20 protein-coding genes are annotated in these 24,267 nt (G+C 60.5%); 9 read left to right on the forward strand and 11 right to left on the reverse strand.

What is annotated here, in order from left to right; genetic code table 11:
• Positions 1-82: 82 nt before the first annotated feature.
• The 8 genes from ACYZT4_RS19160 to ACYZT4_RS19195 form a co-directional block, all read right to left on the reverse strand.
• The gene (locus ACYZT4_RS19160) at positions 83-1,699 is read right to left on the reverse strand and encodes an AAA family ATPase (RefSeq protein ID WP_461982275.1); all 1,617 of its coding nucleotides are present in this window, start codon (positions 1,697-1,699) and stop codon (positions 83-85) included.
• Between the two features lie 10 nt (positions 1,700-1,709).
• A complete protein-coding gene (aroB, locus tag ACYZT4_RS19165) occupies positions 1,710-2,810 on the reverse strand; it encodes a 3-dehydroquinate synthase (protein WP_461982277.1) in 1,101 nt (366 codons plus the stop codon).
• 151 nt (positions 2,811-2,961) lie between these two features.
• Positions 2,962-3,480 (reverse strand): shikimate kinase AroK, encoded by a 519-nt coding sequence (gene aroK, locus ACYZT4_RS19170; protein WP_461982279.1) that lies wholly within the window; start codon positions 3,478-3,480, stop codon positions 2,962-2,964.
• 4 nt (positions 3,481-3,484) lie between these two features.
• Positions 3,485-5,572 (reverse strand): type IV pilus secretin PilQ, encoded by a 2,088-nt coding sequence (gene pilQ, locus ACYZT4_RS19175; RefSeq protein ID WP_461982281.1) that lies wholly within the window; start codon positions 5,570-5,572, stop codon positions 3,485-3,487.
• 13 nt (positions 5,573-5,585) lie between these two features.
• On the reverse strand, positions 5,586-6,113 hold the full coding sequence (locus ACYZT4_RS19180) for a pilus assembly protein PilP (RefSeq protein WP_461982283.1): 528 nt from the start codon (positions 6,111-6,113) through the stop codon (positions 5,586-5,588).
• On the reverse strand, positions 6,110-6,733 hold the full coding sequence (gene pilO, locus ACYZT4_RS19185) for a type 4a pilus biogenesis protein PilO (RefSeq protein WP_461982285.1): 624 nt from the start codon (positions 6,731-6,733) through the stop codon (positions 6,110-6,112). Before pilO ends, ACYZT4_RS19180 begins: the two co-directional genes overlap by 4 nt.
• Positions 6,730-7,296, reverse strand: a complete 567-nt coding sequence (locus ACYZT4_RS19190; RefSeq protein ID WP_461982287.1) for a PilN domain-containing protein — start codon at positions 7,294-7,296, stop codon at positions 6,730-6,732. Before ACYZT4_RS19190 ends, pilO begins: the two co-directional genes overlap by 4 nt.
• Complete coding sequence (locus ACYZT4_RS19195; protein ID WP_461982289.1) at positions 7,296-8,360, reverse strand: pilus assembly protein PilM; 1,065 nt, start codon at positions 8,358-8,360, stop codon at positions 7,296-7,298. The genes ACYZT4_RS19190 and ACYZT4_RS19195 overlap by 1 nt, the downstream gene beginning before the upstream one ends.
• Positions 8,361-8,578: 218 nt before the next feature.
• Between ACYZT4_RS19195 and ACYZT4_RS19200 the strand changes: the two genes are divergently transcribed.
• Entirely contained in the window at positions 8,579-11,014 is a 2,436-nt protein-coding gene (locus tag ACYZT4_RS19200; protein WP_461988739.1) for a penicillin-binding protein 1A, read from the forward strand.
• A gap of 141 nt (positions 11,015-11,155) precedes the next feature.
• On the opposite strand, the gene ACYZT4_RS19205 is transcribed toward ACYZT4_RS19200, so the two are convergent.
• The 3 genes from ACYZT4_RS19205 to rpmE form a co-directional block, all read right to left on the reverse strand.
• Positions 11,156-12,424, reverse strand: coding sequence for a malic enzyme-like NAD(P)-binding protein (locus tag ACYZT4_RS19205; protein ID WP_461982291.1), 1,269 nt, complete (start codon positions 12,422-12,424; stop codon positions 11,156-11,158).
• A gap of 182 nt (positions 12,425-12,606) precedes the next feature.
• Positions 12,607-13,407 carry a thermonuclease family protein gene (locus ACYZT4_RS19210; protein ID WP_461982293.1) on the reverse strand — a complete coding sequence of 267 codons (801 nt, stop codon included), beginning with the start codon at positions 13,405-13,407 and terminating at the stop codon, positions 12,607-12,609.
• A 14-nt stretch (positions 13,408-13,421) separates the two neighbouring features.
• The gene (rpmE, locus tag ACYZT4_RS19215; RefSeq protein ID WP_008080648.1) at positions 13,422-13,652 is read right to left on the reverse strand and encodes a 50S ribosomal protein L31; all 231 of its coding nucleotides are present in this window, start codon (positions 13,650-13,652) and stop codon (positions 13,422-13,424) included.
• 170 nt (positions 13,653-13,822) lie between these two features.
• On the opposite strand from rpmE, the gene ACYZT4_RS19220 reads away from it, so the two are divergent.
• From ACYZT4_RS19220 to phaZ, 8 genes are all read left to right on the forward strand, one after another.
• Complete coding sequence (locus tag ACYZT4_RS19220; RefSeq protein ID WP_461982295.1) at positions 13,823-16,042, forward strand: primosomal protein N'; 2,220 nt, start codon at positions 13,823-13,825, stop codon at positions 16,040-16,042.
• 236 nt (positions 16,043-16,278) lie between these two features.
• Positions 16,279-18,015 carry an arginine--tRNA ligase gene (gene argS, locus ACYZT4_RS19225; protein ID WP_461982297.1) on the forward strand — a complete coding sequence of 579 codons (1,737 nt, stop codon included), beginning with the start codon at positions 16,279-16,281 and terminating at the stop codon, positions 18,013-18,015.
• Between the two features lies 1 nt (position 18,016).
• The gene (locus ACYZT4_RS19230; RefSeq protein ID WP_461982299.1) at positions 18,017-18,715 is read left to right on the forward strand and encodes an SPOR domain-containing protein; all 699 of its coding nucleotides are present in this window, start codon (positions 18,017-18,019) and stop codon (positions 18,713-18,715) included.
• Between the two features lie 186 nt (positions 18,716-18,901).
• Complete coding sequence (gene hslV, locus ACYZT4_RS19235) at positions 18,902-19,432, forward strand: ATP-dependent protease subunit HslV (RefSeq protein WP_007899242.1); 531 nt, start codon at positions 18,902-18,904, stop codon at positions 19,430-19,432.
• 56 nt (positions 19,433-19,488) lie between these two features.
• On the forward strand, positions 19,489-20,826 hold the full coding sequence (gene hslU / locus ACYZT4_RS19240) for an ATP-dependent protease ATPase subunit HslU (RefSeq protein WP_461982301.1): 1,338 nt from the start codon (positions 19,489-19,491) through the stop codon (positions 20,824-20,826).
• 80 nt (positions 20,827-20,906) lie between these two features.
• The gene (locus ACYZT4_RS19245) at positions 20,907-21,278 is read left to right on the forward strand and encodes a gamma-butyrobetaine hydroxylase family protein (RefSeq protein WP_461982303.1); all 372 of its coding nucleotides are present in this window, start codon (positions 20,907-20,909) and stop codon (positions 21,276-21,278) included.
• 259 nt (positions 21,279-21,537) lie between these two features.
• Complete coding sequence (gene phaC, locus ACYZT4_RS19250; RefSeq protein WP_461982305.1) at positions 21,538-23,217, forward strand: class II poly(R)-hydroxyalkanoic acid synthase; 1,680 nt, start codon at positions 21,538-21,540, stop codon at positions 23,215-23,217.
• Positions 23,218-23,311: 94 nt separating this feature from the next.
• The gene (phaZ, locus tag ACYZT4_RS19255; protein ID WP_461982307.1) at positions 23,312-24,166 is read left to right on the forward strand and encodes a poly(3-hydroxyalkanoate) depolymerase; all 855 of its coding nucleotides are present in this window, start codon (positions 23,312-23,314) and stop codon (positions 24,164-24,166) included.
• The last annotated feature ends 101 nt before the right edge of the window (positions 24,167-24,267 follow it).

A 24,267-nucleotide genomic window follows, 5' to 3' on the forward strand; every position in this document is an offset into this window, starting at 1 on the left:
GCACGCGGCCTTGAGAGGCGGCATGCGCTTGCAGAAATATTGAGGTGCCGGGAGAGGCGGCCTGGGTAAGGCCGCCGAATCTTCAGCGAGCTGTTGCCAGTTCCTGTTGGACGCTGGCGACAGAGCGAGGCCAAGGTTTACCAGCCTGAACCTTCGCTGGCAAGGCCTTGATGGCGGTAACGGCTGCATCGCGGTTGGCGAAGTTGCCGTAGGTGATGACGTAAAGCGGCTTGCCATTGAGGACTTTCTTGAAATAACGGTACTCGCCGCCCTGCTCCTTGACGAAGTTTTGTGCGGTCGCTTCAGAGCTGGTGCCGAGGATTTGCACCACGTAATTGCCGGTAGGCTGACCGGCGTACCAGGTGCCGCCCGCAGCCTTGGCGCCTGCGGCCGGTGCGACGGGTTTCTCGGCAGGCTTGGCGGTAGCGACAACGGCTGGTTTGCCAGGGGCAACGGCAGGTGCCGGGGCCGGCTTCACGGCAGGCGCCGTTGGAACCGGTTTGGCCGTGGCAATCTGAGCCGGCGCGGGGGCCGGCTTGGCGCCAGGCGTCGGTGCAGGACCGGCCGGAACGCCCGCAGGCGGCGCAGTCGTGGTCACGGTTGGCGGTGTATCGCTGGAGCCCTCGACCGGCACGCCGTCGTCGCCTTCGGAAATACCACCGGCTGCTTCAGCCAATGGACCGCGCATGACCGGCTGCGAATTACCGACCAGCGGCAATGGCATCGGTTGCGAATTACCGGCGAACTCGACGGCGGGTGCGCCGCCACTGTTCGGTTTCGGTGTGCCCTGGCCGAGCGGCAGTTGTGCCTGTTCGTTAGCGGGTGCGCCAGTGGTCGGTGCTTTGCTGCGACCCGGCATCAGCCAGGCGGCGGCTACCGCGACCACGACGACGGCGGAAATCGCCAATACGTGTTTCTTCGGCATGTTGAACCCCATACTTGGACGCTTGACCGCAGAGCGGCTGGCTATCATGGCTTCGATCATTGCATCGCGGGCCACCTGGTTGATGTTGCCAGGCCAGCCATCGGAGCTTTCGTGAATATCAGAGATCTGATCTGCGGTGAAAAGTTCGATACCCCGACCCGCGCCTTCGAGCCGCTGCTCCAGATACTCGCGGGTTTCTTCCTCGGTGTAAGGCTGCAGCTCGATGACGTGGAAGCGCTCTTCTTCAAGGCTCAACGCCTCGAGCTGAGCGATCAGCGACGACTCGCCAAACATGAACACATGCGGTCGACCTTCCGGCGCACCGGCAGCGAGTTCCATCAAAGCTTCCAGCGCAGATTCGTCCAGCTGCTCGGCGTCATCCACCAGCAAATAGACTTCCTGACCGGTGAGCGCCAGCTGGACCACTTGCGCCAGGATCGGGCCAATCTCTGGCTGGGAGACGTTCAACGCCTGGGCCACCTGACGCAGCACGCCAGCCGCATCACCGGCACCACGGGCGGAAACCACCACGCTCTGCACCGATTGCTTGTTGGTACTGGCCACCAGCGCCTGACGCAACAGCGTCTTGCCACTGCCTTGCGGGCCGGTAACCACCAGCAGCAACTGGCTGTAGCGAGCCAGGTGATGCAGTTGTCCCAGCACCGGTTTGCGCTGGGCCGGGAAGAATTTGAAGCCAGGCACCCGTGGAGCGAAAGGGTCATGACTTAACTGGTAATGGCCGAGGAAAGCCTCGTCGGCGTGCAAACTAGTCATCGGGATCTTATTAACCTTTAAGCTGAGCCAGGGCGCGGTAATCCGCTCCCAGCGTGGCCTGTAGAACCTCTTTCGGATAATCGTCGGTCACCACCGCTTCGCCCATGTGGCGCAGCAGCACCAGGCGTAAACGACCGTCGATCACTTTCTTGTCAATTGCCATGTGTTCGAGAAAATCGGCTTGCGTCATCTCTTCAGGCGGGATGACCGGCAGGCCGGCACGCTGAAACAGGCGGATACCGCGATCTCGCTCCTGTTCGTTGATCCAGCCCAGACGCGCGGACATTTCCAGTGCCATTACGGTGCCAGCAGCCACCGCCTCGCCATGTAGCCACACACCATAGCCCATGTGGGTTTCAATGGCGTGGCCGAAGGTGTGTCCCAGGTTCAACGTGGCACGAACTCCGGTTTCCTTCTCGTCGGCACCGACCACCGCCGCCTTGGCGGCACAGGAGCGCTCGATGGCGTACGTCAGGGCGACCTGGTCCAGCGCGCGCAGGCGATCGACGTTTTCTTCAAGCCAGGTGAGAAACGGCTCGTCGCAGATCAGCCCGTACTTGATGACTTCCGCCAGCCCGGCGGACAGCTCGCGGGCCGGCAATGTATTGAGGGAGGCGGTATCGATCAGCACAACGTTCGGCTGATAGAAGGCGCCGACCATATTCTTGCCCAGCGGATGATTGATTCCGGTCTTGCCACCGACTGACGAATCGACTTGCGACAGCAGCGTGGTCGGCACCTGGATGAAATCGACACCGCGCTGATAACAGGCCGCCGCAAAACCGGCCATGTCGCCAACCACACCGCCGCCGAGGGCGATGACGGTGGTGCGGCGGTCATGCCGTGCGGTCAGCAGTCCGTCAAAAATCAGTTGCAGGGTTTCCCAGGTCTTGAAGGCTTCGCCGTCAGGCAGCACCACGGAAATCACCGAGAACGGCGTGAGGCTGCGGGTCAGACGTTCGAGATAGAGCGGCGCAACGGTTTCGTTGGTGATGATCGCCACTTGCCGTCCGCGAATATGCGGGGCCAGCAGCTCGGGCTGATCCAACAAACCTTCGCCAATATGAATCGGGTAGCTGCGCTCGCCCAGATCGACCTTGAGTGTCTGCATGTGTCCCCACAGTGAAGATGAAATCAGGCGTCCTGCCTTGAGTTATCGAGTGTCCACGGCATCGATCATTGCGATGCCGCTCGGTAGCCATCTGCCACAACCTTGAGCGGTCATGACAGGACGCCGAGGATAGCGCATTTCGCGCTGTGCTTTAACGGGGAGGCAGCAGCTGTAAGCGGTCAAGGATGTCGAGCACCACCATTCGCGGCGGTCGCTCATCGGTTTCCACCACCAGGTCGGCGATTTCCCGATAAAGCGGATCGCGCAACTCCAGCAGGTCCCGAAGCGTCTTGGCCGGATCGGCGGTGCGCAACAGCGGACGATTGCGGTCACGGGCGGTGCGGCCGACCTGCTGCTCGACGGAAGCATGCAGATAAACCACCCGACCACCGGCACGCAGTGCCTTACGATTGGCTTCGCGCATTACCGCACCGCCGCCAGTCGCCAGCACCACGCCATCGCAGCCGCACAGCTCGGCAATCATCGCCTGCTCACGGTCACGGAAGCCCGGTTCGCCTTCCTTATCGAAAATCCACGGGATATTGGCGCCGGTGCGCAATTCAATTTCCTTATCGGAATCTTTGAACGGCAGGCGCAGCTCTTTGGCCAGCAACCGGCCGATGGTGCTTTTTCCAGCCCCCATCGGTCCAACAAGAATCAAATTTCGCACAGAATCAATGACTCACAGCAATCGCCTGGTTGTTCATGATACGCGGAGTGAGAAATACCAGCAGCTCGGATTTTTTCTCCGAAACCACGTCACGCCGGAAAAGGCGGCCAAGATACGGCACATCACCGAGAAATGGCACCTTATCTACAACCTTGCTCTGAGTATTTGAGAAAACGCCACCGATGACGATGGTCTCGCCGTCATTGACCAGGACCTTGGCGTTGACCTCGTTTTTCTTGATCGGCGGTACATCCTGCACCTTGTTCAGGTAGTCAGGCTCATCCTTGGTGACCTTGACCTCCATGATGATCCGGTTGTCCGGGGTGATCTGCGGGGTCACTTCCAGCGACAGCGAAGCCTCCTTGAACGACACCGACGTGGCGCCACTGGAACTGGCTTCCTGATAGGGAATCTCGGTGCCCTTGAGGATTTTCGCGGTCTCTTTGTCGGACGTGACCACCTTGGGCTGCGAGACGATTTCGCCGTTACCGGTTTTCTCCATCGCGGTCAGCTCAAGGTCGAGCAGCACGTTGTCGGTAATGAACGCGATGCCGAGCCCCGAGGTGTTGCCGGCAGTGCCCATGTCGACGAACGGCGAATTGGTGCTGGTGCTGCCGGGCGTGCCAATCGTCGACGACGCGTTGGAACCGTTGCTGACCCCGGACGTGTTCCAGTTGCCCTTGTTCTGCAACGAACCACCCCAGCGCACGCCAAGGCTTTTGTCGTAATCGACGTTGGCTTCGACGATCCGCGCCTCGATCATCACCTGACGCACCGGGATATCCAGTTGCGCAACGATACGGCGGAGTTCGTCGAGACGATCCTGGGTCTGATAGGCAATGATGTTGTTGGTCCGGTCATCAACGGTGATCGAACCTCGCTCGTCGGCTTTTGCCTCGGCACTGGTCACCGACGTGAACAGCTTGGCGATATCGGCCGCCTTGGCGTAATTGACCTGGAGTAGCTCGCGACGCAGCGGCGCGAGGTCGGCGATTTGCTTCTGCGACTCCAGTTCCTGGCGTTCGCGAGCGGCAATCTCATCGGCCGGCGCCACCAGCAACACGTTGCCGATCTTGCGTTTGTCCAGACCTTTGGTTTTCAGCACCAGGTCCAGCGCCTGATCCCACGGTACGTTTTGCAGACGCAAGGTGATGCCGCCCTGCACCGTGTCACTGGCCACCAGATTGAGGTTGGTGAAGTCGGCGATCAATTGCAGCACCGAGCGCACATCGATGTCCTGAAAATTCAGCGAAAGCTTTTCACCGGTATAGGCAAAACGCTCGGCGTTGCGCTTCTGCAGGTCATCGACGGTCATCGGCCGGATGCTGACGGTCAGTTTGTTGTCTGTCTGATAGGTCGAATAATCAAACGCACCTACGGGCTCAATGCTGATGGTCGCCCGGTCGCCGGTGGCACTGGCATTGACGAACTGCACCGGCGTGGCGAAGTCCTTGACGTCCAGTCGTACCCGCAACGGCTCAGGCAGTTGGGTTCTGGCGAAGCCGAGGACGACCTTGCCATCGCGCTCCTGAATGTCCGGGGCGATGGACGGATCTGACAGATCGATGACTACATTGCCTTCACCCTGGGTGCCGCGCTGGAAATCCACACCACGGATCGCCTTGCTTACCGGCGCATAGGCCTTGGCCGGCGCCGCAGTTGCCGTCGCGACCCGGGACGGCTTGGCTGCCGGCGCAGACGCTGCGGTACTGGCCCCACGCCCGACCACCACGAACAGCGTGTTGCCTTCGACTCGCGCGGTGTACGGAGTCAATTGCGTCAGGTTGATGATCAGCCGCGTGCGGTCCTTGGCTTCCACCACGGTAGCGCTGCGGGCATTGCCACCACCCAGTTCGCGTGTCTTGCTTGCCAGTTTGCTGACAACGCCGGGCAGATCCAGGGCAATCCGGGCAGGTTGCTCCGTCGTATAGCCGTGGGGCTCCGGAGGAGCTCCATCGAATGACAGCTTCAACTCGACGCGGTCGCCCGGCAGCGCGGCGACATCCAGCGCTTTGAGGTTGGCCGCCAGTACCATCGGTGACAACAACGCTATCCATAGCGAAATTCCGAAGGTTGCGAAAATCCTGTTCATTGTTCGAGTTCCACTATGAGTGCTCTTTCAAAGGGATGGTCCGCGGCCGTTCCAGCCAGGCGCCTTCGCCGTCGGGAACGATTTCGACCACATCGACTTGCGAGCCGCTGATGGCGACGATCCGGCCATCATTGCGTCCCAGGTAATCGCCGACTTTCAACCGATGCACGCCGCCCGCTCCGCGCAACAGCGCGAAGGAGCCACCCGCATTGGAAATCGTGCCGACCATTTCAAACTGCTCGATGTTGAATCCTTCGAGGTATTGCTTGACCCGTTGGGGATCAGGCTTGACGTTGCGCGAGCCGTGTTTCTGCCCTGCCAGATCAACTCTGAGCGGTCGGGAAAACGGGCTTCGCAGGTTAGCGGCGTTGTAAGTGAACGTTGGGTATGACCGGAACGTCGGCGTTGGTTCAATCTTCCCCGGTGCACGCAGACGCATTTCATTCATGTACGCGTCCAGGTCGCCGAAGTCATTACCGCCGCCACAACCGGCCAGGACGATCGACACCGCGACCATCGAAAATAAACGAGTCGGGCTCATTTTTGCAGCCCCTTGTCGTTGTAGCGGTAGGTCTTGGCGAGGATGCTCATGCGCAATTTCGGGCCGCCCTCGGGGTTGGCCGGCGCGACATCGAAATCATGCAGGGTGACGATCCGCGGCAACCCCGCCACCCCGCTGACGAACGTCGCGAGGTCGTGATAGGCGCCGGTGACGGTGATCTGGATCGGCAGCTCGATGTAAAACTGCTGAGTAACCTCCGGCAGCAGTTTGATCTCTTCGAACTCCAGGCCACTGCCCAGACCGGTTCGGGTGATGTCTTCCAGCAAACCGGGCACTTCGGTGTCGCTGGGTAATTGCCGCAACAGCACACCGAAGGAATTCTCCATTTCCTTCATTTGCTGGATGTACAACTCCAGATTCGCCGCCATGTGCACCTTGCTCGCGAATTGTTCCTTGAGCGTTGCCTCCTCTTCGCGTTTGAGATCCAGCTGAGTCTCAAGATCACTGATTGAAAAGCTGTAGCCCAGCGCGAACACCAAAATCATCAGCAGCACGCAGGCCAGCGCCTTGATGGCGGGCGGCCATGAGCCCATGTTGTTGGTGTCCAGATCATTGATGTCGATCTTGCGCAGGCCTTCAAACCATTCGGCCGGACTCATTGGGCGGCCTCCACAGTGGCGGGCTGGGTCTGACGTACGGTCAATTGAAAAACGTTGGCCTGATCCAGCTGGCCGGCAGTGGTTGCTTTTACCTCTGTCAACGTGGGCGCGTCGAACCAGTCGGAGGCATCCAGATTACGCATCAGGTCCGAAACGCGGTTATTGGATTGCGCCGCCCCGCGAATGGACAGGGTCTTACCTTCCATTTTCACCTCGGTGAAATACACCCCGTCCGGCAAGGTACGCGCCAACTGATCGAAGATTCGCCCACTGATCGGACGATTGCCTTGCAAGTCCTGAATGATGCGCATGCGCTCGACCAGTTGCTGGCGGCGGGCTTTCAGGTCGCTTATCTGCCTGATCCGCTCGTCCACCACCGCAATCTGTTGACCGATGTAATCGTTTCGGGCGACCTGACCGTCGATGGCGCTACTGATGGCCTGATCCGCAACCAGCAATGCCCCTACCGACCCCACCAGAACACCGGCCAGTGTCAGCAAAAAACGCTTGCGGCGTGCGTCTCGAAGCTCTTCGCGCCAGGGTAAAAGATTGATCCGCGCCATCAGTCGAAACTCCTGAGGGCCAGTCCGCAGGCAATCATGAGGGCCGGTGCATCGCTGGCCAGTGCCCCCGCATTGACCTTGCTGCTCAGGGCCATGTGCGAGAACGGATTGGCTACCTGCGTCGGCGTACCGAGGTGCTGCTCGATCAGGCGGTCCAGCCCGGGAACGGAAGCGGTGCCACCCGCCAGCAGAATATGATCCACCGTGTTGTACTGGCCGGAGGCGAAGAAAAACTGCAGAGAACGCGACACTTGCTGTACCAGGGCATCGCGAAACGGCTGCAGCACCTCGCTGACGTAGTCGTCCGGCAAGCCGCCCTGCTTTTTCGCCAGCCCGGCCTGTTCGAGGGTCAGGCCATAACGCCGCTGGATTTCTTCGGTCAGTTGGCGACCGCCAAACAGTTGTTCGCGGGTGTAGATGATCTTGCCGTTGTGCAGCACGCTCAGGGTGGTCATGGTCGCGCCGATGTCGACAATGGCGACTGTCAGTTGCTCGCGAGCGGTCGCCAGGTGCCCGGTCAGCAAACCGAAGGAGCGTTCCAGCGCGTAGGCCTCGACATCGACCACACGAGCGGTCAGGCCGGCCAGTGCGAGCGCCGCCTCACGGACTTCGACATTTTCCTTGCGGCAGGCGGCCAACAGCACATTGACCCGCTCGGGGTTGCGCGCCGACACACCCTGGACTTCGAAGTCGATGGCGACTTCGTCCAGCGGATAAGGGATGTATTGATCGGCCTCGATCTTCAGCTGGTTTTCCATCTCGTCGTCGGACAGGCCGGCGTCCATTTCGATGGTCTTGGTGATCACCGCCGAACCGGCCACGGCCACGGCAACGTTCCTGAGACTGGTTCTGGCCTTGAGCAACACGCGCGTGAGTGCCTGACCCACGCCTTCGAGTTCGGCGATGTTTTTCTCGACTACCGCGCTGGCGGGCAGCGGCTCTACCGCATAGGCTTCGACCCGGTAGCGGTCGCCCTGACGGCTCAGCTCCAGAAGCTTTACCGACGTGGAGCTGATGTCGATCCCCAACAGCGTATTGGCCTTTTTATTGAAGAGTCCTAGCACTACCAATTCCCTATGACTATCCGTGAGTTACGGACTCTGTAATGACCATTGCGTTCAATCCACCCGTCTTGACAGCAGCGCAAATGACGCCCCCCGACGTAAAAATGCTTATAATGCCCAGCGTTTTTTTCCGCTTTTACGCAAGCGCAGGTCTTTGCACTTTTACCCAGAGCCCTGATGCCTAATTCATTCTTTGCCCTGGATATCCCAAAGCCTTGATTCGTCTGCTGAAATTTTTCGGTTGGTCCATCGTCGCCGTTTTCTGCGGACTGCTCCTGAGTCTGAGTGGCGCCTATCTTTACCTTAGCCCTGGATTGCCGTCTGTGGAGGCGCTGAGAAGCATTCAGTTGCAGATTCCATTGCGCGTTTATAGCAGTGATAACAAGTTAATCGCAGAGTTTGGCGAAATGCGCCGCACGCCAATCCGTTTCGCCGACATTCCCCCCAATTTCATTAATGCGTTACTAAGTGCTGAAGACGACAATTTCGCCAACCATTACGGCGTCGATCCAAGCAGCCTGATGCGTGCCGCTACCCAATTGGTCAAAAGCGGTCACATTCAGTCCGGCGGCAGCACCATCACCATGCAGGTGGCGAAGAACTTCTTCCTGACCAGCGAACGCAGCTTCTCGCGCAAAACCACCGAGATTCTCCTGGCCCTGCAGATCGAACGGCAACTGACCAAGGACGAGATCCTTGAGTTATACGTGAACAAGATCTATCTGGGTAACCGCGCGTACGGTATCGAAGCCGCGGCACAGGTTTACTACGGTAAATCGATTCGTGATGTCAGCCTGGCGCAGATGGCGATGATCGCCGGCCTGCCGAAAGCACCATCGCGCTTCAACCCGCTGGCTAATCCGGCGCGCAGCAAAGAGCGTCGCGACTGGATTCTGGGGCGGATGTACAAGCTCGGCAAGATCACCGAACCCGCCTACACCGCTGCAATCAACGAGCCGCTGAACGCCAGCTATCACGTGCCGACGCCGGAAGTGAACGCGCCGTATATCGCAGAAATGGCCCGCGCCGAAATGGTCGGCCGCTACGGCAGCGATGCCTACACCGAAGGTTTCCGCGTCACGACCACCGTACCGAGCAACCTGCAGGAAATGGCCAACACGGCGGTCCACGAAGGCCTGATGAATTACGATCAGCGCCATGGCTATCGCGGCCCTGAATCGCGCCTGCCGGGCAAGACCCGTGAAGCCTGGGCAACCGAACTGACCAAGCAGCGCACAATCAGCAGCCTTGAACCGGCCATCGTCACCCAGGTCGACAAAAATGGCCTGCAACTGATGACCCGTACCGGCGACGAACACGTTGGCTGGGACAGCATGAAATGGGCGCGACCGTTCCTGAATACCAACAGCATGGGCGCCAATCCGAAGCAGCCTGCGGATGTGGCTCAGGTTGGCGACCTGATTCGGGTGCAGCGCCAGCCAGACAACTCGCTGAAGTTCAGCCAGATTCCGCAGGCACAAGGCGCGCTGGTCTCGCTTGATCCGCAGAATGGCGCAATTCGCTCGCTGGTCGGCGGCTTCGCCTTCGAGCAAAGCAACTACAACCGCGCCTTGCAGGCCAAACGTCAGCCGGGCTCGAGCTTCAAACCGTTTGTTTACAGCGCCGCGCTGGATAACGGTTACACCGCCGCCAGCCTGGTGAACGACGCACCGATCGTGTTCGTCGACGAATACCTGGACAAAGTCTGGCGCCCGAAGAACGACACCAACACCTTCCTCGGCCCGATCCGTCTGCGTGAGGGTCTGTACAAGTCGCGTAACCTGGTATCGATCCGCCTGGTACAGGCGCTGGGCGTCGATCGCACCATCGACTACATCAGCAAGTTCGGTTTCAACAAGCAGGACCTGCCGCGCAACCTGTCGCTGGCCTTGGGCACCGCGACGTTGACGCCGATGGAAATCGCCACCGGCTGGAGCACGTTCGCCAACGGCGGCTTCAAGATCAGCCCATACATCATCGACAAGATCGAAAGCCGTAATGGCGACACGCTGTTTGTCGCCAATCCCCCGAGCGTGCCGAAAGGTGATGTCGCCACGAACGGGATTGCCGCGCCGAGCGCCGAAGCCTTCACGGTCAACGCGACGCCGGGTGAGGCGGCGGGTCAGTCAACACCTCAGGCACCGGCCGTGGCCGAACGCATTGTCGACGGTCGAACCACATTCATTCTCAACAGCATGCTCGAGGACGTGATCAAGCTGGGCACCGGCCGCCGCGCCCTGGCCATGGGTCGCCCCGACATTGCGGGCAAAACCGGCACTACCAACGAATCCAAGGACGCCTGGTTCTCGGGCTACAACGCCGATTACGTGACCACCGTCTGGACCGGTTTCGACCAACCGGAAAGCCTCGGCAAGCGCGAATTCGGCGGCACCGTCGCCCTGCCGATCTGGATGAACTACATGAGTGCCGCGCTCAAGGACAAGCCGCCACATACGCAGCCAGAGCCGGAAGGCATCCTCAGCCTGCGAGTAGATCCGATCAGCGGCCGCGCCGCCACGCCGGGCACACCTGGCGCCTACTTCGAACTGTTCAAGGCCGAAGACACGCCACCATCGGTAAATGAACTGGGCAACGGCACTGCACCGGGCAGCCCGCTGCCAGCGGATGAAGCGGCGCCGATCGATTTGTTCTAGAGAGGCAGCTGCAAGCGTCAAGCTGCAAGCCACAAGGGAAAGCTGTTGGCGTGCCTCTGCTTTTAACTTGCAGCTTGAAGCTTGCCGCGTTGGCCCATAAAAAAACCCAGCACTTGGCTGGGTTTTTTATGGGCGCTGCTTTTAGCCGTTGAACACATCATCCACGCTTTTCAGCGGGTAGTTTTTCGGGTACGGCAGGGTGGCCACGCCGGTCTCGATCGCAGCCTTGGCCACGGCATCGGAGATCAGGGTGATCAGGCGTGCATCCATTGGTTTCGGAATGATGTACTCACGTCCGAATTCCAGCTTGATGCCGCCGTAGGCGTCGCACACTTCCTGAGGAACCGGCAGTTTGGCCAGTTCACGCAGGGCGTTGGCCGCGGCTACTTTCATTTCTTCGTTGATGCGCTTGGCGCGAACGTCCAGGGCACCACGGAAGATGAACGGGAAGCCCAGCACGTTGTTGACCTGGTTCGGGTAGTCCGAACGGCCGGTGGCCATGATCACGTCGTCACGGGTGGCGTGTGCCAGTTCCGGGGAGATTTCCGGGTCCGGGTTCGAGCACGCGAACACGATCGGGTTGGCCGCCATGGATTTCAGGCCTTCCGGGCTGAGCAGGTTCGGACCGGACAGGCCAACGAACACGTCTGCACCGGCCAGGGCGTCAGCCAGGGTGCGCTTCTCGGTCGCGTGAGCGAAGACAGCCTTGTACTGGTTCAGGTCGTCACGGCCGGAGTGGATCACGCCGGTACGGTCAACCATGAAAATGTTTTCGATGTTGGCGCCCATGCTCACCAACAGCTTCATGCAGGAGATGGCGGCGGCACCAGCGCCCAGGCAGACAATCTTGGCGTCAGCCAGGGTTTTGCCCGCGATTTCCAGGGCGTTGATCATGCCGGCCGCCGTCACAATCGCGGTGCCGTGCTGGTCATCGTGGAACACCGGAATGTCGCACTGCTCGATCAGGGCTCGTTCGATCTCAAAGCACTCAGGTGCCTTGATGTCTTCGAGGTTGATGCCACCGAAGGTAATGGAGATGCGCTTGACGGTGTCGATGAAGGCTTGCGGGCTCTCGGAATCGACTTCGATGTCGAAAACGTCGATGCCGGCGAAGCGCTTGAACAACACGCCTTTACCTTCCATGACGGGCTTGGAAGCCAATGGGCCGAGGTTACCCAGGCCGAGAATCGCGGTGCCATCGGAAATGACTGCAACCAGGTTGCCTTTACCGGTGTATTTGTAGGCCAGTTCAGGGTCGCGGGCGATTTCGCGGACTGGTTCGGCTACGCCGGGGCTGTAGGCCAGCGACAAGTCGCGGGCGGTAGCGGTGGCCTTGGTGAGCTCGACACTCAGCTTCCCTGGACGAGGATGGGCGTGGTATTCGAGAGCGGCAGTTTTCAAATCAGACATGGGGGCATTCCGCTTTTACTGTTGGACAGACTGGTCAGCGAGGATACGCGCCTCGCAAAGTCCCCACAAGACTGACCAGTCACCCCTGTCAGGCGCCCGGCCCTGCGACTTTGGGCCAAGAGCCACGGTACACAAGGGATTGACTGTCCACAATCGAAAGAAAAAATGTCTACAATTTTTTCTCAGGGCGCCGCTTGCAACATCGCTGGATCAGTCAATGGCAGGAGCCAGCGCGCTTGACCTGACGTCAATCCACCGCGGCGTGACCGGTCAACAACCCACCCTCGCGCCTCGATCTGCTTGCCCTTCAGGCGCTCCAGCGCCGCGACGTCGAATTGCCCCAGCAAATTGGGTGCAACGCGCAATACAAGCGCATCCTGCAACTCGATCCAAACCCCGCCGCGATTGCGCTGGACCTTGCTCACGCGCCCACCGACCACAGCAAAACCGGACGTGTTGATCTGCTCCGCTTTCAGCACAGGCGACTGGCGCCACACGCCGAGCCCGGCCTGCCGCGCACTGCGTTCGGCCGCTTGTTGACAGGCGACCAGATCGACATTCGGCGCGACCGCCACCTGAAAACCGAGCCCTTCGGCGAGCATTTGCGCTTCGAGGTTGGCACCACCGGCGCCATAAAGATGCGCAAGGGTACGACCGTAACGATCCTTGCTCTCTTTACCCGCAAGTACGCCGACCCGTCCGTCGCTGGCGGCTATCAAGGCTTCAAGTCGTTTGCGCGCCGCCACGGCGAACGGCTCGTCGGAGCGGCCCTGCTTGCCCAGTTCCGGCGTGTTCAAGCCGATCATGCGCACACTGCGGCCATCGCTCAGACGCAGAGTGTCGCCATCCACCACCCGCTGCACGGCAATTTGCGTCAGGCCACTCGGCGCCGGGCAGAAGGCATGGGCTGCCGATAGCCAAATCGCGGACACAAAAAAGGCGCCCGCGAGGGACGCCTTTTTTAACAGCGAGTAAAAGCCCATCGGGCTTTTCTGCCTTACTCTGCAGCAGCAGGAGCTTTCTTGCCGAAAGCGCCGAAACGGTCTGCGAAGCGCTGTACACGACCGCCAGTATCCAGAGTTTTCTGCTTACCGGTGTAGAACGGGTGGCACTCGTTGCATACGTCAGTACCCAGTGGCTTGCACAGGTTCGAACGAGTTTCGAACTTGTTACCGCAGCTGCAAGTGACTTCGATGGTTTCGTATGCTGGATGGATATCGGCTTTCATGATGTATTCCTCAGGCTAGCGTGCCGCCACTCAACACTATTGTTGAATACCGCACGTAATTAGGCCGCGGATTCTAACAGACATTGCCAATCACGCAAGCTGTCCCTTCTACCGACCGTCTGCTAGGCTCCCGGCCTTCTTCGCCGCTCCATCATCGAGAAAAACATCGCGTGCCTGACGCCATTCTCCGCCTCGCCCTGCCCTCGCCGCTGCGCCGCCTGTTCGATTACCGCGCCCCGGCCGGGGTCCTGCGCGAGCAATTGCAGCCGGGCATGCGCCTGCGGGTACCGTTCGGCCGGCGGGAGATGATCGGGATTCTGGTGGAGGTTACCCACACCAGTGAGGTCCCGGCAGACAAACTCAAACCGGCCCTGGCCCTGCTCGACGCCACGCCCCCCTTGCCGCCCGCGCTGTTCAAGTTGTGCCTGTGGACGTCGCAGTATTATCAGCACAGCCTTGGCGACACCCTGAGCTGGGCGCTGCCGGTGCTGTTGCGCCAGGGCGAACTGGCTGAAGCGCGCCAGGAACGTTTCTGGTCCGCCGCGCCGGGCGCCAGGCTTGATGATCCGCGCATCGCCCGGGCCCCGCGTCAGCGTGAGGCACTGGCGACCCTGGCCCAGCATCCCCACGGCGTCGCTCATCAACTGTTGAGCAAACTGATGCTGAGCAAGGACAGCCTCGACCTGCTGCTGGCCAAGGACCTGGTGCACGTCGAGATCCGCAAGCACGCCCCCGGCGCGCGCCATGAACATTGGCTGGCGCAACCGGAGTTGCCGCTCAACCCCGAACAGCGTGCCGCGTATGAAGCGATTCGCGCCGGGTTCGACAGTTATCACGCGTTCTTACTGGCCGGCGTCACGGGTAGCGGCAAGACTGAAGTCTATTTGCAGCTGATCCGCGAAACTCTCGAAGCCGGCAAGCAGGCACTGGTGCTGATCCCGGAGATCAACCTCGGCCCGCAAACCCTGGCGCGCTTCGAGCAGCGCTTCAATGCACGCATCGCCCTGATCCACTCGGCGGTGAATGATCGCGAGCGCCTTGAAGCCTGGCTCGCCGCCCGCGATGGAGAGGCCGACATCATTATCGGCACTCGCTCGGCGCTGTTCACGCCGATGAAAAATCCCGGCCTGATCATCATCGATGAAGAGCACGACGGCTCCTATAAACAGCAGGAAGGCCTGCGCTATCACGCCCGCGACCTGGCACTGGTGCGCGCACGGCAGGAAAACATCCCGATTGTGCTCGGCTCCGCCACACCTTCGCTGGAAAGCCTGCACAACGCCTACACCGGTCGTTACGGCCTCCTGCGCCTGAATGAGCGCGCCGGTGGTGCCAAACAGCCGCGATTCCTGCGCCTGGATGTGAAGAGTCGTCCGCTGGACAGCGGCATTTCCGGGCCGATGCAACAAGCCATCGGCCAGACCCTGGCCGCCGGCCAGCAAGTATTGGTGTTTCTCAATCGCCGAGGATTTGCGCCGACGCTGTTGTGCCATGACTGCGGCTGGATGTCCGAATGCCAACGCTGTGATGCGCGGATGACCGTGCATCAGCGCTCCGGCGAATTGCGCTGCCACCATTGCGGCTATGTTGAACGCGTACCGCGGCACTGCCCGAAGTGCGGCAAAGTTGATTTGCGGCCCGTCGGTGCCGGCACTGAACGCGCGGAAGAACGTCTGTCGATTCTGTTCCCGGACTTTCCGGTGCTGCGGGTCGATCGCGACAGCACCTCGCGCAAAGACGCGATGAATCAGCTATTCGCGACCATTCAGAAAGGCCAGCCGTGCATTCTGGTGGGCACGCAAATGCTCGCCAAAGGCCACCACTTTCCACGGGTGACCCTGGTGTCGATTCTCGATGCCGACGGTGGACTGTTTTCCGGTGACTTTCGCGCCAGCGAGCGCATGGCGCAGCTGATTGTCCAGGTTGCAGGACGCGCGGGCCGGGCGGAGGAGCCGGGCAAAGTGATTATCCAGACGCATCTGGCGGACCACCCGCTGCTGGTGCAACTGACCGAGCAAGGCTATTTCGCCTTTGCCGAACAGGCGCTGAGCGAACGACGTTCGGCCGGCTTGCCGCCGTTTGCGCATTTGGCGCTGCTGCGGGCTGAAGCGCACAAACCGGGGCAGGCTGAAAGCTTTCTCGATGAAGCGTGCAGCGAGGCCGAGCGCTTGCTGGCCGAGCAACACCTGACCGGGATCGAATTGCTCGGGCCGGTGCCGGCGCCGATGGAGCGTCGGGCCGGGCGCTATCGGGCGCAGCTGTTGTTGCAGGCGACAGCGCGCGCGCCGCTGCACCGGCTGCTGGCGAGTTGGTTGCTCGTGCTGGAGCAGATGCCGAGCGGGCGGGCGGTGCGTTGGTCTCTGGATGTTGATCCGGTGGATTTGTATTGATCAATAGGCCGCCATCGCTGGCAAGCCAGCTCCCACAGGGTGAGCGGTGAACCTATTTTCTGCGCCACACCATGAAACTTGTGGGAGCTGGCTTGCCAGCGATAGCGGCCGAACAATCACCATATATCCACAACCTGCCCGCTATAGTTGGCAAGCTCGTCTTCGCAACGGATAATGCCCAGTTTTTCCACCAGCGCATCGAAGCGCCGCCGCGCTTGCGGTCGAAAGAGAAGACCATGAAAGACACCATTCGCCAGCTGATCCAACAAGCCATCACCCAACTCGTCAACGAAGGTGTGTTGCCTGAAGGCCTGTCGCCGGCGATCCAGGTGGAAAATTCCCGCGACAAGAAAAACGGCGATTTCGCCAGCAACATCGCGATGATGCTGGCCAAGCCGGCCGGCATGAAGCCGCGCGATCTGGCGGAAAAAATCATCGCCGCGCTGCCGGTCGACGAAAACGTCACCAAGACCGAAATCGCTGGCCCTGGCTTCCTCAACTTCTTCCAGAACACCGAAGCGTTGGCCGCGCGCCTCGACGCCGCACTGGCCGATGAGCACATCGGCGTGCGCAAGGCCGGCCCGGCGCAACGCACCGTGGTCGATCTGTCAGCACCGAACCTCGCCAAAGAAATGCACGTCGGCCACTTGCGCTCGACCATCATCGGCGACGGCGTGGCACGCGTGCTGGAGTTCCTCGGCGACGAAGTGATCCGTCAGAACCACGTCGGCGACTGGGGCACCCAGTTCGGCATGCTGATGGCGTACCTGCAGGAAAACCCGATCACCAGCGACGAGCTGTCGGACCTGGAAAATTTCTACCGCGCCGCCAAGGGGCGCTTCGACGCCTCCGAAGAGTTCGCTGACCGCGCCCGTGGCCTGGTGGTCAAGTTACAAGCCGGCGACCCGGACTGCCTGGCGCTGTGGACCAAGTTCAAGGACATCTCGCTGTCGCACTGCCAGAAAATCTACGAACTGCTGAACGTCAAGCTGACCATGGCCGACGTGATGGGCGAAAGCGCCTACAACGACGACCTGATCAACGTGGTCAACGACCTCAAGACCGCTGGCCTGCTGGTCGAAAGCAACGGCGCGCAGTGCGTGTTCCTCGACGAATTCAAGAACGCCGACGGCGACCCGTTGCCGGTAATCATCGTCAAGGCAGACGGCGGCTACCTCTACGCCACCACCGACCTGGCGGCCGTGCGTTATCGCAGTGGCGTGCTGAAGGCTGATCGCGCGCTTTACTTCGTCGACCAGCGTCAGGCCCTGCACTTCCAGCAAGTGTTCCAGGTTGCACGCCTGGCCGGCTTCGTGACGCACCCGATGGAAATGGAACACATGGGCTTCGGCACCATGAACGGCTCCGATGGCCGTCCGTTCAAAACCCGTGATGGCGGCACCGTGAAGCTGATCGACCTGCTGACCGAAGCCCGGGAACGCGCCTACACCCTGGTCAAGGACAAGAACCCGGAACTGGCCGAAGACGAACTGCGCAACATCGCCAAGGTGGTGGGCATCGGCGCGGTCAAATACGCCGACCTGTCCAAGCATCGCACCAGCGACTACAGCTTCAACTTCGACCTGATGCTGAATTTCGAAGGCAACACCGCGCCTTACTTGTTGTACGCCTACACTCGCGTGGCCGGTGTGTTCCGCAAATTGGGCAAGGACTTCAGCGAAGTCCACGGCCAGATCGTTCTTGAAGCCGCACACGAACTTGAACTGGCGGCGAAGCTCGCGCAGTTCGCCGAAGTATTGAACAACGTTTCCGACAAGGGGACGCCGCACACTCTGTGCACCTACCTGTACGATGTCGCCGGCCTGTTCTCCAGTTTCTACGAGAACTGCCCGATTCTCAGCGCTGAAACCCCGGCGCAAATGCAAAGCCGCCTGCGCCTCGCCGCGCTGACCGGCCGCACTCTCAAGCAAGGCCTGGAACTCTTGGGTCTGGAAACTCTGGAGCGTATGTAAGTTGGCTGCCAAGAAAAAACCTGCACCCAAGCGTGGCGCCAGCCGTTACCAAGCTCCTGCGAAGCAACCGATCCCGGGCTGGCTGTGGATGGCCATCGGCCTGACGGTCGGGGCGTTCATTGTGTTCCTGATGAAACTGGAGCCGGGCAAGGGCAGCGAAAGCGTCAAGCGCGAGAAGATCGAGCAGCAGAAAGCCAGCAAGATCGCCGAGGCCAACAAGACCCCGCCGAGCCCGACGCAACCGGTGAAGCCGAAGTACGACTTCTACACCCTGTTGCCGGAATCGGAAGTGATCGTGCCGCCGGACGCCGTGCCGGAGAAAACCCCGCCGACGCCGGCTGTGCCGACCACGCCGGTGACGCCAGCGGAAGCAGCGAAGATCGACACCGCCCGCGCTCAAGCCGCATTGGCCGGCATCACCCCGCCGCCGCCACCGCCGGTGACCAAGGCCGCTGCGGTGACCAAGTTCTTCCTGCAGGCCGGTTCATTCCGCAAAGAGGCGGATGCGGACAAGGTTCGGGCGCAGATCATTCTGCTTGGTCAGGCAGTGGCGGTTGAGTCCGGCACGGTGAAGGATGAGACCTGGTATCGGGTGCTGGTCGGGCCGTTCAGCAACCGTGAACAATTGACGACCGCGCAGAAACAGCTGGCCGGCGCGGGTTTCAGCAACCTGTTGTTACAACAACGCCAGAACCGCTGATTTCGCAGCAGGGTCACCGTGTCATCGTTCATCGCGGGCAAGCCCGCGATGACGTCATGAGCATCACCGCCTTCTCCGCACCTTGCACCGCTCGTCCCCTCTCCCGTCCCGCAGTTGAAAAACGCCCCACCACCCCCATATGAGTTGGCATGAGGCATTTTCGCCCCGCTGCGTGGAGACTCTCCCTTGACCACCATCGTTTCAGTTCGCCGCCACGGCAAAGTCGTCATGGGCGGTGACGGCCAGGTTTCGCTTGGCAATACCGTGATGAAAGGCAACGCGAAGAAAGTTCGCCGCCTGTACCACGGTCAGGTCATCGCCGGTTTTGCCGGAGCCACTGCCGACGCCTTCACCCTGTTCGAACGCTTCGAAGGCCAGCTCGAAAAACACCAGGGTCACCTGGTCCGCGCTGCCGTCGAACTCGCCAAAGAATGGCGCACCGACCGCTCCCTCAGCCGCCTCGAAGCCATGCTCGCGGTCGCCAACAAAGACGCTTCCCTGATCATTACCGGCAACGGCGACGTGGTGGAGCCTGAAGAAGGCTTGATCGCCATGGGCTCCGGTGGCGGTTACGCCCAGGCTGCCGCCAGCGCGCTGCTGAAGAAGACCGATCTGTCGGCCCGCGAAATCGTCGAAACCGCGCTCGGCATCGCCGGCGACATCTGCGTATTCACCAACCACACCTTCACCATTGAGGAGCAGGACCTCGCCGAGTAAGCCTGTTCTGGCCTTTGCGCCACGGCTCGCTTTTTGCTTGAGGACCGCCAATTACTATGTCCATGACTCCCCGTGAAATCGTCCACGAACTCAATCGCCACATCATCGGCCAGGACGATGCCAAGCGCGCCGTCGCCATCGCGCTGCGTAACCGCTGGCGCCGTATGCAGCTGCCGGAAGAGCTGCGCGTTGAAGTCACGCCGAAGAACATCCTGATGATCGGCCCGACCGGTGTCGGTAAAACCGAGATCGCCCGTCGCCTGGCCAAACTGGCCAACGCGCCGTTCATCAAGGTCGAAGCGACCAAATTTACCGAAGTCGGCTACGTCGGCCGTGACGTCGAATCGATCATCCGAGACCTCGCCGACGCCGCGATCAAATTGCTGCGCGAACAGGAAATAACCAAGGTTCGCCACCGCGCCGAAGACGCTGCCGAAGAGCGCATCCTCGATGCGCTGCTGCCACCGGCGCGCATGGGTTTCAGCAACGACGACGCCCCGGCGTCCGATTCCAACACCCGCCAACTGTTCCGCAAGCGTCTGCGTGAAGGTCAGCTGGATGACAAGGAGATCGAAATCGAAATCGCCGAAGTGGCGGGCGTCGATATCTCCGCGCCGCCGGGCATGGAAGAAATGACCAACCAGTTGCAGAGCCTGTTCGCCAACATGAGCAAGGGCAAACGCAAGAGCCGCAAGCTTAAGGTCAAGGAAGCGCTGAAGCTGGTACGCGACGAAGAAGCGAGCCGCCTGGTCAACGATGAAGAATTGAAAGCCAAGGCCCTGGAAGCGGTCGAGCAGCACGGCATCGTATTCATCGACGAAATCGACAAGGTCGCCAAGCGCGGCAATTCCGGTGGCGTCGACGTGTCCCGTGAGGGCGTACAGCGCGACTTGCTGCCGCTGATCGAAGGCTGCACGGTCAACACCAAACTGGGCATGGTCAAGACCGACCACATTCTGTTCATCGCCTCCGGTGCGTTCCACTTGAGCAAGCCGAGCGATCTGGTGCCGGAGCTGCAAGGTCGTCTGCCGATTCGTGTCGAACTGAAGGCGCTGACGCCGGAAGACTTCGAACGCATTCTCAGTGAACCGCACGCATCGCTGACCGAGCAGTATTGCGCGCTGCTGAAAACCGAAGGCTTGAGCATCGAGTTCCTGCCGGACGGGATCAAGCGCATCGCCGAGATCGCCTGGCAGGTCAACGAGAAAACCGAGAACATCGGTGCCCGCCGCCTGCACACCTTGCTTGAGCGTCTGCTGGAAGAGGTGTCGTTCAGTGCCGGTGATTTGGCCAGCGCCCACGACGGCAAGGTGATCCAGATAGATGCCGAATACGTCAACGGCCACCTGGGTGAATTGGCGCAGAACGAAGACCTGTCGCGCTACATCCTGTAGAGCGCCAAGTTGTAAGCTGCAAGCTGCAAGCTGATGGGGTTAAGCTTGCAGCTTGTAGCTTGCCGCCCAAGGCCTTTTCTATGATCCCCACCGACATCAAACTGCACAAAGCCTCGAAAACCCTGTCGCTGAAATACGCGTCCGGCGAGGAGCATCACCTGCCCGCCGAGTTCCTGCGCGTGCACTCTCCTTCCGCCGAGGTCCAGGGGCACGGCAAACCTATCCTGCAATTTGGCAAGATCGGCGTAGGCCTGAGCAAAGTAGAACCGGCCGGTCAGTACGCACTGAAATTGACCTTCGACGATGGCCACGACAGCGGCTTGTTCACTTGGGATTATTTGTATCAGCTGGGTGTGCGTCAGGAGGATCTCTGGAGCGATTATCTTGCCGAACTCAAAGCCGCCGGCAAGACCCGTGATCCGAACGAATCCGTTGTCAGGCTGATGCTCTAGACCGTGCCTCTTGCGCGTTAGAGCGCATTTTCTAATTACATCTGTTTGAATGCTTGGCCGTAAGGCCAGTCATTGGCCTGCTTGCGAAAAAAATTAAACTCGGGTAACCAATGGAGCTGGCAAGTTCCCTGCAGTGCCTCTCTGAACTAAAAAGCAGCGATGCAGAATTAACGGTCACCCGAGCAGTAGTACCTGGCATTGGCTGTGTACTGACACAGCTGGACCCTGGTACTCGTCTCAGGACAATGGAGCGTCGTAGATGAGTAACAAGAATAACGATGACTTGAAGTATCAAGCCTCGGAAAACACCTTGGGGCTGAATCCTGTCGTTGGGCTGCGTGGAAAGGATCTACTGGCTTCTGCTCGGATGGTGCTCAGGCAGGCCATCAGGCAACCGATTCACAGCGCGAAGCATGTCGCGCATTTCGGTCTTGAACTCAAGAATGTGCTGTTCGGCAAATCCGAACTGCAACCGACCAGCGATGACCGTCGCTTCGCCGATCCGGCGTGGAGCCAGAACCCGCTCTACAAACGTTATCTGCAAACTTACCTGGCGTGGCGCAAGGAACTCCACGACTGGATCGACGACAGTAATCTCGCCCCCAAGGATGTGGCGCGCGGGCACTTCGTGATCAACCTCATGACTGAGGCCATGGCCCCCACCAACAGTGCGGCCAACCCGGCGGCGGTCAAGCGCTTCTTCGAAACCGGTGGCAAGAGCCTGCTCGACGGCCTGTCGCACTTGGCGAAAGACATGGTGCACAACGGCGGCATGCCGAGCCAGGTCAACATGGGCGCGTTCGAAGTCGGCAAAAGCCTGGGCGTGACCGAAGGCGCGGTGGTGTTCCGCAACGACGTGCTGGAGTTGATCCAGTACCGGCCCATCACCGAGCAGGTACACGAGCGTCCATTGCTGGTAGTCCCGCCGCAGATCAACAAGTTCTACGTATTCGACCTGAGCCCGGACAAGAGCCTGGCGCGGTTCTGCCTGCGCAATAACGTGCAGACGTTCATCGTCAGCTGGCGCAACCCGACCAAGGAACAGCGCGAGTGGGGTCTGTCGACCTACATCGAGGCGCTGAAGGAAGCGGTCGACGTGGTCATCGCAATTACCGGCAGCAAAGACGTGAACATGCTCGGCGCCTGTTCCGGCGGCATCACCTGCACCGCGCTGCTGGGCCACTACGCCGCGATCGGCGAGAACAAGGTCCACGCCCTGACCCTGCTGGTGAGCGTGCTTGACACCACCCTGGACAGCGACGTAGCGCTGTTCGTCGACGAGCAAACCCTCGAAGCCGCCAAGCGTCATTCGTATCAGGCCGGCGTGCTGGAAGGTCGCGACATGGCGAAAGTGTTCGCCTGGATGCGCCCGAATGATCTGATCTGGAACTACTGGGTCAACAACTATCTGCTGGGCAACGAGCCGCCGGTGTTCGACATCCTGTTCTGGAACAACGACACCACACGGTTGCCGGCGGCATTCCACGGCGACCTGATCGAGATGTTTAAAAACAACCCGCTGATCCGTCCGAACGCACTGGAAGTGTGCGGTACCGCGATCGACCTGAAACAGGTCACGGCCGACATCTTTTCCCTGGCCGGCACCAACGACCACATCACGCCGTGGAAGTCCTGCTACAAGTCGGCGCAGCTGTTTGGCGGCAAGGTTGAATTCGTGCTGTCCAGCAGCGGGCATATCCAAAGCATTCTGAACCCGCCGGGCAACCCGAAGTCACGTTACATGACCAGCAGCGACATGCCGGTCAAGGCCGAGGACTGGCAGGAAAATTCCACCAAACACACCGATTCCTGGTGGCTGCACTGGCAGGCGTGGCAGGCCGAGCGCTCTGGCAAATTGAAGAAGTCACCAACCAGCCTGGGTAACAAAACCTACACCGCCGGCGAAGCAGCGCCGGGCACTTATGTACATGAAAGATAGCGGCAAGCCGGAAGCAACAAACTGCAAGCGAAACACATTTCGCTTGCAGCTTGCGGCTTGTAGCTGCTCCTCCCTAACCCGCAGGGTTTGAAACATGCCGCAACCGTTCATTTTTCGTACCGTCGACCTGGATGGCCAGACCCTCCGCACGGCGGTACGCCCCGGCAAGCCTCACTTGACGCCCTTGCTGATTTTCAACGGCATTGGCGCCAACCTGGAGCTGGTGTTTCCGTTCGTCGCGGCATTGGACCCGGACCTTGAAGTCATCGCCTTCGATGTTCCCGGTGTCGGCGGTTCGTCGACGCCGAACCGGCCGTACCGTTTTCCGGGCCTGGCCAAACTCACGGCGCGGATGCTCGATTATCTCGACTACGGGCAAGTCAACGTGATCGGCGTGTCCTGGGGCGGCGCCCTGGCCCAGCAGTTCGCCTACGACTATCCCGAGCGTTGCAAAAAGCTGGTGCTGGCCGCCACGGCGGCAGGCGCCGTGATGGTGCCGGGCAAACCGAAAGTGCTGTGGATGATGGCCAGTCCTCGGCGCTATATCCAGCCGTCGCACGTCATCCGCATTGCGCCAATGATCTACGGCGGCTCGTTCCGCCGCGATCCGACCCTCGCCGCCAGCCACGCGGCTAAAGTCCGTTCGGCGGGCAAGCTTGGTTACTACTGGCAGCTGTTCGCCGGCCTTGGCTGGACCAGCATTCACTGGCTGCACAAGATCAACCAGCCGACGCTGGTGCTGGCAGGCGATGACGACCCGCTGATCCCGCTGATCAACATGCGCGTGCTGGCCTGGCGGATTCCCAATGCTCAGCTGCACATCATCGATGACGGGCATCTGTTCCTGATTACCCGCGCCGAAGCGGTGGCGCCGATCATCATGAAATTCCTCGAGGAAGAGCGGCAGCGTGCGGTGATGCATCCGCATCCGTCGCCACTGGGCGGTTAACCGACGCATCGTCGCTCGGCAGGACGCCGCGCCGCGCAACAACCCGTTACAGCGTCTATGGTGATCTGGTTCGGTGTTTTGTTTTTGGCCTGAAGACGAAG

The organism is Pseudomonas sp. GB2N2 (genome assembly GCF_054897705.1).